We start from the raw sequence: 12428 nt of genomic DNA, 5'->3' as shown, positions 1-12428 counted from the left end.
GACGCGTGCGCGGTGGAATGCTGGAACAGCAAGGGGGCCTCTGAATCTTGAGACGTCTTGGCGGACTCCCGAGGTATAGCAGAGGTCCCACCGCCTCAACTGGCGCTCTTCAGAGCCACTTGACCTGGGCCGATCCGCCTTAACTACGCGGCATTGGGGTTTGATCGAGGCTCGATCTTTTGGAAGGATCGAGTCCGTTATGGCGAAGCAATATCCGAAGGAGCTCAAGGAGCGGGCCGTGCGCTTGGTCCTGGAGACGCGTGATCAGTACAAGACGGATTCCGCGGCGATCCGCTCGATCGGTGCGAAGCTCGGCATCGGGGTGAAGTCCCTGCGGAACTGGGCGCGTCAGGCCGAAGTCGACGCCGGTGCCCGGACCGGGACCACGAGCGAGGAATCCGCGCAGCTCAAAGGCCGTCAAGAAGGAGGCCGCCGTGCTTGGGCGGTCGGCCGCTCTTCGGGTCGTAGACCCGCGGCGGCGTCGGTCGCCGCATCACGCGATCGGAGCGAAGCCTGCCGAGGATCGACACCGGCAGACCGTCCAGCAGGTGGGCGATGCGGGGTGCGTCGTAGCCGACGTCCAGCACTACCAGGAGCTCCGGGTCACCCTCCTGCCACTGCCTGGCGTCGACGATCCGCTCGATGACCTCGCGGATCTGGACAGTGGTCTCCGCCGCGACGTCCGCCCCGGGCTGCAGGCGGACCGCGTCCGGCACCGCCGTCTACGAGGTGCGGCCGGTCTCCAGCGCGGCCACCACGGAGTACGGCCAGCCCGGGACCATCTGATGCTTGCCCTCGCCACGGGCGAACGTGTGACAAAGGAGCGGTCAGCACAGGTATTGGCATCCGGCCGCAGCCGCGGCGAGATGTCCACGGCCAGCACCAGCCGGCCGTCCGCCGCCCGCGGCAGCGACACCCAGACACGCGTACAACTCCGACGGGAAGTGTGACGCTTCCGCGAACGCATCCTGCAGGACGCCCTGATGCACAAGCTCATGACCACGGCCTTCGTGCTGATCCTCTGCCTCTGTGACGGAGCAGAGGATCAGCCGAAGGCCGCTTCCACGTCCGGTGAACTGCGAAAACACTCACCAAGTTCGAGCCGCGTTCGACCTCGGACCATAAACGTCAAGCTGAGGGAAAGCGGTAGTACAGCCATACGCAGCGCGCGATGATCTCCGGCGGGTAGCGGAAGCCCCGATACGACGGTGCCTGTACCGAGTCCGCAACCTGCCCTTTCACCAGCGTCGACCTACCCGATGATCGTGACAGTCAGGCCACCCTCAGCCCGAGTTGACAACGTCGAACCGGGCTCCTGCGACCGGCGGGGCACTCAGTGCAGTGCGGTCCCATCACGACGCGAAGGGTTGACAGGCTCGTTGGCCTGAATATGTTACATGCAACATTGAGTATGTCGCAGACGTATCGGGAGGACTCATGTACTGCGATCTATTGCTCTCCAGCGGACGGGTGTTGACCGTTGACACGGAACGGGCGGTGTACGAACCGGGATCGGTGGCGATCACCGGCAACCGGATCATCGCCGTGGGGCCTGCCGCCGAGATCAACTCCCAGTGGCAGGCGGCCCGCACGGTCGACTGCCGGGGCCGGGCGGTGCTGCCCGGATTCACCGACGGCCACACCCACCTGTTCCAGTCCCTGGCCCGCGGACTCGGCGAAGGACTGTCGATCCTGCCCTGGCTCTGCGAGTTCATGTGGCCGTACTCCATCGCGGTCGACCCCGAGGACGCCCGCGTCGCGGCCACGCTCGGCGCGGTGGAAGCGCTGCGCTCCGGGATCACCACGGTCATTGACAACCACTACGCGCCGACCGACCCGGACACCGTGCTCGCCGTGGCGCACGCGGTCGAGACGGCCGGTCTACGGGGGGCTGTCGCGCGCGGGATGGTCGGCCACAAGACGCGTATCGCCGCCGCTCGGGGCCTGCCCGACGCGCTCTTCCGCTATTCCGTGGCGGAAGAACTGGAGCTGACGCGCGAATGCATGCGGCTGCGCCCCCGCTCCTCCACGGTCCAGATTTGGCCCGCCCCGCTGAATCTTTCGTACGTCGACCAGGACCTGGTCCGGGGCGCGGCGGGGTTGGCCGCCGAGTTCGGGACCCACTGGCACACGCACTGCTCGGAGGGCGCCAAGGACCCGGCGGACTACCTGGAGGCGTACGGCATCCGGCCCGTGGAATGGCTGGCCCGCGAAGGACTGCTGGATGCGCGGGCCACCCTCGCGCACGCCGTCTGGCTGGACGAGGCGGAGATCAAACTGATCGGCGGTCATGGGGCGGGCGTCGCCCACAACCCGGCCTCCAACGCCTACCTGGCGTCCGGTGTGATGCGGCTGCGCGAGCTGCGCGAAGCCGGTGCGGTGGTCGCGCTCGGCACCGACGGGCCCAGCGCCGGCCACCGGCAGGACATGTTCGAGGTGATGAAACAGACTCTGTTCGGCCAGCGGCTGCACACCCTGGACCCGGCAGCCGTGCGCTGCGAGGAGGCGCTGGAACTCGCCACTCGTGAGGGCGGACGGTACGCCGGTACGGGCGGGGGGGAGATCCGCCCCGGGGCGCCGGCCGACCTGGCCGTCGTCGCCCTCGACCGGCCGCATCTGACGCCGCTGCACCGGACCGTCGCCACCGTTGTCTACTCCGCGCGCGGCTCGGACGTCGATATGACGATCGTCGACGGTCGGGTCGTCTTCGAGGACGGCCGCTGTCTCTTCGTCGATGAGGAAGCGCTGCTCGCCGAGGCCCAGGAACGGGCGCAGCGCCTCGTGCAGCGGGCCGGCATCGGCCCGCTGCGCAGCTCCTGGCGCCACTGAACGCACCACCGGAAGTCCGCTCCTCCCGGCTGCCCGTCCCGCGGCCCCCGTACGTGCGCGCACAAGGATCCCCGCCCCGGGGCGGGAGAGGAGAACGCACATGTCCAGCGAACAAGTCGGGCCCGGCCGAAGAACCCAGGACCGCAGTGACCAGCGCGACCCCGTCGAAGAGGTGCCCGCGCTGTGGCGGATGGCCGTCTACGGGCTTCAGCACGTGCTCGCGTTCTATGCCGGTGCGGTGGTGATGCCGCTGCTGGTGGCACAGGGAATCGGGATGTCCGGTGCGGACATCGGCATGTTGGTCAACGCCTCACTGCTGACCTGCGGAATCGCCACCCTCCTGCAGTCGGTGGGGCTGCCCGGGATCGGGATCAGGCTTCCGGTGGTGCAGGGCACGTCGACGACCGCGGTGCCGTCGCTCGTATCGGTCGGCCTGGCGGCGGGAGGCGCGAAGGCCGGGCTGCCCACGGTCTTCGGGGCGGTGATCGCCGCCGGGCTGGCGCTGTTCGTCATCGCGCCGGTCTTCAGCAAACTGGTGCGCTTCTTCCCGCCGCTCGTGACGGGCACCATCGTGACGATCGTCGGGATCACGCTGCTGTCGGTCGCGGCGCGGCAGGTGGGCGGCGGTGACCCGGCCGCGAAGTCCTTCGGTGAACCGGCTCAACTCGGCATGGCAGCAGTGACGTTGGCGGTCATCTTGCTGCTCTCCAAATTCTCGCGCGGCTTCTTCGCCACGGTGGCGGTGCTGGTGGGCCTGGCGGTGGGAACAGCCGTCGCCGCGCTCGCGGGCCGCAGCGATTTCTCGGGCATCGCGGACGCCTCCTGGCTGGGCATGACGGCGCCGCTGCACTACGGCGCACCCCATTTCGGGGTCGTGGCGGTGCTGTCGGTCTTCATGGTGATGGTGATCATCGCAGTGGAGAGTATCGGGCAGTTCTTCGCGATCGGCGAGATCGTGGGCCGGGAGGTGGACGGGAAGCAGATCACCCGGGCGCTGCGGGCCGACGGCCTGGCTACCGCGGTCGCCGGGGCGCTCAACTCGTTTCCCAGCACGGTCTATTCGCAGAACATCGGACTGATCCGGCTGACGCGGGTGAAGAGCCGGTGGATTGTCGCCGCGGCGGGCGTGATCATGATGTTCCTGGGCCTGGTGCCGAAGGTTGGCGCGGTGGTCGCCGCGATGCCGCCCTCGGTGCTGGGCGGCGCGACGATCGTGCTGTTCAGCACGATCGCGGTGGTCGGTGTGCAGATCCTCTCCCAGGCGGACCTGACCGACCAGCGCAATACGACCCTGGTCGCCGTGAGCATCGGGATCGGCTTCCTGCCGAGCGCGTTCCCGCAGTTCGCGGAGCGGATGCCCGGCCGGCAACTGCATGCGCTGTTCGAGAGCGGCATCATCCTCGGCACCCTCAGCGCCCTGCTGCTCAACCTCTTCTTCCATCACCTCCGGCTGCCCGGTTCGGCGAAGAGGACTGTGCAACCCGTTGACCCTTCCGCACATTACATGCAACATGAAGTCCACGCGAAGGACGCTCCGTGAAACGGGGTGCCGGGAAAGTGAGTTGGGGAATGTCGACGAACAGGTCGGTGAATCCGGTAGCGGTGGGAAGCCTGCTGGCGGAACGGGCGTACGAGGAGTTGAAGGCGGCCGTGCTCGCCAACCGGCTCCGCCCGGGAGACGCCCTCTCCGTCCCGGCCCTCGCCACCCAGCTGGGCATCAGTCGCAGCCCGGTCCGGGAAGCGGTCCAGCGCCTCATCCACGACGGTCTCGCCACCCATGTGCCGCACCGCGGCGCGGTGGTCAGCACCATCGACGTGGAGGACGTACGACAGCTGTACGTGGTCCGCGAGGTCATGGAGGGGCTGGCCGCCCGGCTCGCCACCGAGCAGCTCGACGCCACCAAGGTCGCGGAGTTCCGCACGCTCCTGGAACAGCATGAGCAGGTGGTGGCCTCCGGAGAGAACGAGAAGGCGCACATCGAGATGGACATGGCGTACCACCGCCTGATCCGCGAGGTCGCCGGGAACTCCCACCTCACCGTCGCCCTCGACACCATCCAGGGCAAGGCCCACCTCGCGTTGCACTCACTGTGGCGAAGCCCCGACGCTCCCCGGCTCGCCGTCGCGGAGCACCGCCGGATCTTCGAGGCGATGACGGCTGGTGACCCCGACGCTGCCGAACAGGCCGCTCGCGAGCACATCAGGAGGCTGCGGATCAGGCTGTCGCAGGCGGTGGCCACCGGCCCCGCGCCGGACGGCCCGGAAGCGGGAGTCCGCCCGGTCCCATAGACCCGGCACCACCAGAGCACCAGACCGCCGCGCGAGCACACGGAGAAGGGAAGTGAACGATCGTGAGCACCGCGACCGGCGTCCGCCGGGAGGCCGCGAAGGCCGCCGCCCCGGGAGGGGTCGGCGAGAGCGTCCAGCGGCCGGACGCCAGGTTGAAGGTGAAAGGCGCCTTCGCCTACTCGTCCGACCTGCGCTGGGACGCGATGGTGTGGGGCGCGACCCTGCGCAGCCTGCACCCGTCGGCCCGGATCGTCCGCCTGGACGCCGGGCGCGCCCGGCGGCTGCCGGGCGTGATCGCGGTGCTCACCCACAAGGACGTCCCCGGAAACCCGCTCTACGGAATGAAGGTCGCCGACCAGCCCGTGCTGGCCGCCGACCGGGTGCGCTACCAGGGCGAGCCGGTGGCCCTGGTAGCCGCGGACCACCCCGAGACCGCCCGCCGGGCGCTGCGCCTGATCGAGGTGGAGTACCAGGAGCTGCCGGCCGTCACCGATCCCGAGGCGGCGGTCCGCGGTGAGGGGCCACTGGTCCACCAGGGCCGGAAGGGCGGAAACGTCGTACGTCATATCCGCATCCGGCACGGGGACATGGACGAGGCGCAGCGGCTCGCCGAGGTCGTCGTCTCCGGGGTATACGAGGTCGGCATGCAGGACCAGGCCTTCCTCGGGCCGGAGTCGGGGCTGGCCGTCCCCGCGCCGGACGGCGGGGTGGACATGTTCGTGTCCACCCAGTGGATCCACGACGACCAGCGCCAGATGGCCTCCACCCTCGGGCTGCCCCTAGACAAGGTCCGGCTGACGCTCTCGGGTGTCGGCGGCGCGTTCGGCGGACGCGAGGACGTGTCGGTGCAGATCCACGCCGCGATGCTCGCGCTGCACACCGGACGCCCGGTGAAGATGAGCTACAACCGGCACGAGTCCTTCTTCGGCCATGTGCACCGCCACCCGGCCCGGATGTGGTTCGAACACGGCGCGACCCGCGACGGCAGGCTTGTCTACGTCAAAGCGCGGCTGCTGCTGGACGGCGGTGCCTACACCTCCACCTCCCAGATCGTTATCGCCAACGGCTCGTACTTCGCGGCGGGCGCGTACGAAGTGCCGCACGCCCGGATCGACGGATTCTCCGTCTACACCAACAACCCGCCGTGCGGGGCGATGCGCGGCTTCGGAGCGGTGCAGTCCTGCTACGGCGTGGAGTCCAACCTCGACAAGCTGGCCCGCGCCCTGGACCTCGATCCCGTCGAGCTGCGCATCCGCAACGCGATGACGACCGGCACGGTCCTGCCCACCGGACAGACCGTGGACGGCCCGGCCCCGGCGGCCGAGCTGCTGCGGCGCCTGCGCGACCGCCCGATGCCGCCCGTGTCCGACGGCACCTGGACGGCGCTGCCCGGCGGGCTGGGCAACACCACCCGCGGCGAGGGCATCAAGCGCGGGGTGGGCTACGCGATCGGGGTGAAGGCCATCGGCTTCTCCGGCGGGGTGGACGACCGGTCGGTGGCCCGGGTACGGCTGTCGCTGGCGAACGGTGAGCCAGTCGCCGAGATACGTACGGCGGCGGCCGAATGCGGCCAGGGCATCGTGACCGTCCAGGCCCAGATAGCCCGCAGCGAACTGGGCATCGGGCAGGTCGTCGTCCTGCCCGCCGACACCACGGTCGGCGACGCCGGCTCGTCCTCGGCCTCCCGTATCACCTGGATGAGCGGCGGCGCGGTCAAGGGCGCCTGCCGGGCCGTACTGGACAAGCTGGCCGAGCGCGGCGACGGGCCCCTGGCCCAGCTCCTCGCGGCGGGACCGGTCGAGGCGGAGCACGAGTACACGCACCGCCGGACCTTTCCGGTCGACCCCGAGAACGGACAGGGCGACGCGCACATCGCCTTCGCCTTCGCCGGGCACCGGGCCGTGGTGGATGTCGACACCGAGCTGGGCCTGGTCAAAGTGGTCGAGCTCGCCACCGCGCAGGATGTCGGCAAAGCGATGAATCCCCTCGCCGTACAGGGCCAGATCGAGGGCGGCAGCGCACAGGGGCTCGGCCTGGCGCTCATGGAAGAACTGCGCGTGAAGGACGGCCGGGTGCTCAACCCCTCCTTCACCGACTACCTCATCCCGACCATCGCCGACATGCCGCCGGTCCCCATCGACCTGCTGGAGCTGCCGCACCCCGACTCGCCGTACGGCCTGAACGGGGTGGGCGAGCCCCCGACCCTGTCCTCCACGCCGGCCATCGCCAACGCCCTGCGCGACGCGACCGGGCTGGAGCTCGCCAGGGTGCCGGTACGCCCCGACGACTTCATCGACTTCATCGACTTCACGGAAGGGAGGTGATGCGGGCCCGCCCCCGGGTCCCCCGACGGTTCTGCACGGTCAAAGCACGTACGACCAGAACCTGGGAAGGAACAGCACCTTGATCATCGACACCCATATGCACCCCACGAACATCGTGGACCAGGCATGGAGACATGACGGCGATCCGTTCACCGGCGAACGCACCATCGCCATGATGGACGGCCCCTACATGATCAACGGGAAGCCGCGGCGGATCGACTACGGCTGCATCATGCCCCCGCCCGGCAACAGCGTCTGGCAGGACGGAATGCGCGGTGGCCGTGAAGGCATCCGCGACTACATGGCGTACATCACGCAATTGGTCCAGCAGTACCCGGACCGCTTCATCGGCAACTTCATGTACAACCCGCGCTTCGGGCCGGAGAACGGCGCCAAGGAGTTGGAGTTCCATGTCAAGGAACACGGCTTCAAGATGCTCAAACTGCACGCCAACATGCACGCCTACCGTCCCGACCGGGCACTGGACTGGCTGCGGCCGGTCCTGCGGGTCTGCGCCGAGCTGGGCATCGTCGTCCTGATCCACACCGGCGACGGGCCGTACTCGATCCCGACGCAGTTCTACCCGATCATCCGCGAGTTCAAGGACGTCAACTTCATCCTGGGGCACTTCGGGGTGCAGACCGGCGGCGTGTACTGCTTCGAGGCGCTCTACATGATCCTCGACTCGCCCAATGTGTACGGCGAGTCGGGCTGGCTGCTCCAGTCCCGGATCGTGGAATTCGCCCAGCAGATGGAGAAGCACCAGCTGCTCTTCGGCACCGACTCCCCGCCGAACGAACCCGGCATGTGGGCCCGGGAACTGGAGGTGCTGTGCGGCCCGCCGCCGCAGGGCATGAACCTCAGCGAGGAGCACCTGGAGGGGTACCTCGGGAACAACATGGCGAAGCTGCTGGGCCTCAAGCCCACGCCCCCGCCGCGCAACCAGGAAGAGGCACAGCTGCGGCTGACCGACACCTACGCGTCGCTGGACGCGTACAGCGGCAACCGCAGCTGAGGTCCGGGGCCGGCCCGCCGTCACCGGTGCCGGCCCCCGTCCCTGCCCTGCCCCGTCCTCGTACACCCCGCCAGTCCGTACTCAGAAGTGGATGCCGCACCATGCAGCAGCGCATCGGCCACCTCGTCCCCTCCACCAGTTGCGGCACCGAGCGCTGGATGACGCAGATCTGCTCACCGCTCGGCGTCGAGACCGCCCACCCCGTCGCCCGCGCCGCGCTCCCCGAATACCTCTACGGACCGGCGCTGGCCCCCTCACAGTCCGCCGAACTCACCCGCGCCGCATACTTGCTGGCGCACGCCGGAGCGGACGCGGTGGTGTGGAACGGCAGCTCCGCCGACCTGCACGGAGCGGCGCACGCGAGGGCGGCGGCCCGCCGGATCGAGGAAACCACCGGCGTCCGGGCCTCCACCGTCACCCTCGGCACCCTCGAGCTGCTCGCCCACCGCGGCCTGACCTCGGTCGCCCTGGTCACGCCCGGCTCACCGCAGCTCGTGGGACGGCTCGCGGACACCTTCCTGGGCGAGGGATTCAAGGTCACCTCGACCACCGCACTGGGCCTGGCGACCCCCCGCGAGGCCGCGGAACTACCGGTCGGACAACTGCGCCGGATGCTGCGCGAGGCCGACCCGCACGACGCGGACTGCCTGGTGGTGACGGGTACCGAACTACCGGTCGCGCCGGTCGCTGCCCTCGTCGAACGGGAACTGGGCAAGCCGGTGTTCGACGGAGCGCGGGTGGCGGTAAAGACCGGCCTGGCCCTGCTGGGACTGAGACTGCACGCGCCCCAATGGGGAGAGCTGTTCGCGCAGGCGCACCACGAGGCGGCCTGCTGTGCCCAATGACTCCCAGGACCTGCGGGTCTTCCTCGCCGACTACACGGCCCGGTACCCCGGGGACATCCTCACCATCGACGAGAAGATCGCCGGGGAGGACGTCGCGGCCCTCGCGATGGAGCTGGCCGCGCGTGGCCGCGACGAACTGCTGGTGTGCCGCGATGTCGCCGGCCTGGACACCACCCTCGTCACCAACGTCTTCGCCTCCCGCCGCCGCATCGCCCGGCTGCTGGACACCGGTCCGGCCGGACTGCACCGCGCCTACCAGGCGGGTGCCGCCCGCCGCACCGAACCGGTCGAGGTACCCGGCGGGCCGGTACTGGAGTCGGCGGCGGAAGGGGACGCGGTGGACCTCACCACCCTGCCCCTCATCCAGCACTTCGCCTCCGACCGGGCCCCGTACGTGACCAGCGGCATCATCGCCACCGAAGCCCCCGCCCACGCCAAGGGCCGGGCGGGCAACCTCAGCTACCACCGCTCGATGGTGCACAGCCGCACCGAACTCGCCACCAGCCTGCACTCCCGCGGCCACCTGTGGCAGCTACTGGCCCTGGCGCAGGAGCGCGGCGAGACCCTGCCGGTGGCGATGATCATCGGCGGGCATCCGCTGTTCATGCTCGCGGCCTCCGCCCGAGTCGGCGCGGACACCGACGAACGGACCATCGCGGGTGGCCTGTTCGGCGCACCCCTGCGGGTCGTGCGCACACCCCGGTACGGCATCCGGGTACCGGCGAGCGCCGAGATCGTCCTGGAAGGGGTCATCGACCCGGAACGGCACGCGCCGGAGGGTCCCTTCGGGGAGTTCTCCGGCTACTCCTCGGACCGCTCCACCAACAATGTGCTGGTCGTGCAGACGGTGCTGCGCCGCCGGGGCGCACTGCTGCTCGATGTGGTCGGCGGCAACACCGCCGAGCACCTCAACCTGGCACGGGTACCGCGCGAATCGGAAATGGCGCAGAAACTGATGGAGCGCTTCCCCGAGGTGACGGCGTTGCACTATCCGACGTCCGGCACGCACTTCCACGCGTACGTGGCCCTGGGCCGAAGCCGCCCAGGCCAGGCCCGGCAGATCATGATGGGTCTGCTGGGGTGGGACCCGTATCTCAAGACCGTGGTGGCGGTGGACCAGGACGTGGACGTGACGCGGGACGAACAGGTGCTGTGGGCCCTCGCCGCACACCTGCAGCCGCACCGCGATGTGTTCATGGTCGACGGCCTGCCCGGCAGTCCGCTCGATCCGTCGTCGACCGCGGACGGGACTACGTCCAGGATGGCCCTGGACGCGACCCGCGGACCCGGTTTCGACGGAATCAGGATCTCTGTCTCGCAGGAGTCCGCAGCCACCGCCCGCCGACTCCTGGACCGGACCGGGAGCTGACGACATCCGGACCGTGCCGGACCGGGTCAGGCCACCACCGGATCGGCGGGTTCGCACAGCATCTTGCGCCGCAGACGGGTTTGGACTACCAGCGCATTCTCACGGCGCTCGCGGACCGGGCCCGGCTCGGTCAAGGGCCGCCGACCTGCTAGGAGACGGCCGCAACATCCGGCATGGTCGTGGTGCCGGCGGGGGCTTGTGGAGAACCTCATCGCCGCAGTTCAGCGGCCGTCTCGTGAGCGGGCTTAAAACGCGCTTCATCGCATTCGGAAACGTTCGGGCGTAGACCTGCGGGTGAGCCTGATTCCCCGGCCGGACCGCAGAACAGCCTCAGCGTGCTGACGTTCACTCAAGCCTTCACCGGTCTGGTTGAGGGCAGGGCGCGCTCTGATGGCTTGTGGCCGACGCTGAGGTGATGAGCATCCCTCTTCCGCGGTTGCGCCACGTCGCTCTGGCCGTCGTTCTGTCCTGCGACGGGCGCGTTCTGCTGCGCCGGGCGTGCGGTGGCCCGGTGTGGTGGCCGGTCCGGCTGAGCGTGCCGGTCGCAGGGTCGTACGAGGTGGTCGTGGAGGGGTGGCGGCGGGAGTTGAAGTTCCCCCCTGATCTTGGACAGCGAATGCTTACGCTGCGGGGGTGAGATCGCGGGATGTCAACGCCCGGGTCTCGATCGGGGTGACGTAGCCGTACTCGGGGTGCTTGCGCAGTCGGGTGCGGTTGTATTCGACCTCGATGAAGCGGAAGACGTCAGCCCGGGCGGCCTCGTGGCTCTCCCAGACGGTGGTCGCCGCGTCCTCGCTGGTCAGCCCCTCGGCAATCTTGACCCAGAACGCCCGCTCCACGTCCCGGCGGACCGGAGGCCGCCCCGGCGAACGCATCGCCGGACGCCCGGTAACCGTCGTCGTCCACCCCGCAGACGGCCCCATCCAACACCTCCACGATCAAGGTGTTGCGACGACTCCTTGAATCCGTCCTCGCTGCCACGGTCCGAATGGAAGACGCAGTCCTGAACGAGGTCCCCGCGGCCGGCTGCCATCTTCAGCGCGTCGACAACCAGCCCGGCCCGGTGGTGATCGGCCATCGCATATCCGACGATTTCACGCGTGGCCAGGTCGATGACCGTCGCGAGATACCACCAGCCCGCCAGAGTCGGCAGGTACGTGATATCGCCGACGAGCTTGATGCCGGGCCTGTCGGCGGTGAAGTCGCGGCCGATGAGGTCCGCAGAGGGGGCCGCCCTGGCGTCGGCCTTCGTGAGGTTGCGGCGCTTGCGCCGGGTAATGCCCCGGATATCGTGTCCGCGCATCAGCCGCTCGACCCGCTTCCGGTTGATCCGCAGCACGGCGCAGCGTCGCCGTCACGCGCGGAGCCCCGTAGGCGCCGCGGGACGAGGCGTGGATCCGGCGGATCTCCGCTACCAACTCGCCCTCAGAACCTGCTCGTTCAGTGGATGCGGGCCGGGCGGCCACCCACGCGTAGTAGGTGGCACGGCTCACACCGAGAACCCGGCACAAGCGGGTAACGGGATGCTTTCGTTCGGCCTTCTCGTCGTGGATGTAGCAGGCACTACCTGGCACTGCTTCCTCCGGGACCATCCGTCCCAGTATCAACCTGTCCAGGTCAGAGGGGGAACTTCAGCATGATCTTGCGAGGAACCCCGGGCCTTTAGGACTCCGTTGGGAAATGTGTAAACCGGCAGTGGGTGGGCGTTTATGCGGCCAGGTCGAGCTGGGCGAGGTGTGAGGTGCGGGTCTTGCCGA

8 protein-coding genes and 3 pseudogenes are annotated in these 12428 nt (G+C 69.2%); 7 read left to right on the top strand and 4 right to left on the bottom strand.

The window, feature by feature from the left end; all coding sequences use genetic code 11:
- Positions 1-413: 413 nt before the first annotated feature.
- Positions 414-910, bottom strand: a pseudogene (locus QMK28_RS32085) (transposase); the annotation flags it as partial.
- Positions 911-1470: 560 nt separating this feature from the next.
- Between QMK28_RS32085 and QMK28_RS32080 the strand changes: the two are divergent.
- The 7 genes from QMK28_RS32080 (at position 1471) to QMK28_RS32050 (ending at position 10671) form a co-directional block, all read left to right on the top strand.
- Complete coding sequence (locus tag QMK28_RS32080; protein ID WP_326443219.1) at positions 1471-2829, top strand: amidohydrolase family protein; 1359 nt, start codon at positions 1471-1473, stop codon at positions 2827-2829.
- A gap of 172 nt (positions 2830-3001) precedes the next feature.
- The gene (locus QMK28_RS32075; protein ID WP_326443218.1) at positions 3002-4369 is read left to right on the top strand and encodes a nucleobase:cation symporter-2 family protein; all 1368 of its coding nucleotides are present in this window, start codon (positions 3002-3004) and stop codon (positions 4367-4369) included.
- A 29-nt stretch (positions 4370-4398) separates the two neighbouring features.
- Positions 4399-5118 carry a GntR family transcriptional regulator gene (locus QMK28_RS32070; protein ID WP_326443217.1) on the top strand — a complete coding sequence of 240 codons (720 nt, stop codon included), beginning with the start codon at positions 4399-4401 and terminating at the stop codon, positions 5116-5118.
- Between the two features lie 62 nt (positions 5119-5180).
- Positions 5181-7442, top strand: a complete 2262-nt coding sequence (locus tag QMK28_RS32065) for a molybdopterin cofactor-binding domain-containing protein (protein ID WP_326443216.1) — start codon at positions 5181-5183, stop codon at positions 7440-7442.
- A 79-nt stretch (positions 7443-7521) separates the two neighbouring features.
- Positions 7522-8457 carry an amidohydrolase family protein gene (locus tag QMK28_RS32060; protein ID WP_326443215.1) on the top strand — a complete coding sequence of 312 codons (936 nt, stop codon included), beginning with the start codon at positions 7522-7524 and terminating at the stop codon, positions 8455-8457.
- A gap of 101 nt (positions 8458-8558) precedes the next feature.
- On the top strand, positions 8559-9302 hold the full coding sequence (locus tag QMK28_RS32055; protein ID WP_326443214.1) for a maleate cis-trans isomerase family protein: 744 nt from the start codon (positions 8559-8561) through the stop codon (positions 9300-9302).
- A complete protein-coding gene (locus QMK28_RS32050; RefSeq protein ID WP_326443213.1) occupies positions 9292-10671 on the top strand; it encodes a UbiD family decarboxylase in 1380 nt (459 codons plus the stop codon). Before QMK28_RS32055 ends, QMK28_RS32050 begins: the two co-directional genes overlap by 11 nt.
- Positions 10672-11453: 782 nt before the next feature.
- Here QMK28_RS32050 and QMK28_RS34470 read toward each other — a convergent pair.
- The 3 genes and pseudogenes from QMK28_RS34470 to QMK28_RS34460 form a co-directional block, all read right to left on the bottom strand.
- Positions 11454-11594, bottom strand: a pseudogene (locus tag QMK28_RS34470) (IS30 family transposase); the annotation flags it as partial.
- Positions 11595-11641: 47 nt separating this feature from the next.
- A pseudogene (locus QMK28_RS34465) lies at positions 11642-11851 on the bottom strand (DDE-type integrase/transposase/recombinase); the annotation flags it as partial.
- Positions 11766-12263 (bottom strand): IS3 family transposase, encoded by a 498-nt coding sequence (locus QMK28_RS34460; RefSeq protein ID WP_443050893.1) that lies wholly within the window; start codon positions 12261-12263, stop codon positions 11766-11768. The pseudogene QMK28_RS34465 and the gene QMK28_RS34460, both read right to left, overlap by 86 nt.
- Between the last annotated feature and the right edge of the window lie 165 nt (positions 12264-12428).

This window comes from Streptomyces sp. H27-D2 (assembly GCF_035828615.1).
In the GTDB taxonomy this organism is placed as follows: domain Bacteria; phylum Actinomycetota; class Actinomycetes; order Streptomycetales; family Streptomycetaceae; genus Streptomyces.
The sequence above is the reverse complement of the archived record's forward strand: the minus strand, read 5'-3'. Positions and strand labels throughout refer to the sequence as shown.

Coding starts and splice junctions, on each gene's coding strand:
- QMK28_RS32070 (WP_326443217.1), top strand. CDS start 4,399: ATGTCGACGAACAGGTCGGTGAATCCGGTAGCGGTGGGAAGCCTGCTG.
- QMK28_RS32055 (WP_326443214.1), top strand. CDS start 8,559: ATGCAGCAGCGCATCGGCCACCTCGTCCCCTCCACCAGTTGCGGCACC.
- QMK28_RS34460 (WP_443050893.1), bottom strand. CDS start 12,263: ATGGTCCCGGAGGAAGCAGTGCCAGGTAGTGCCTGCTACATCCACGAC.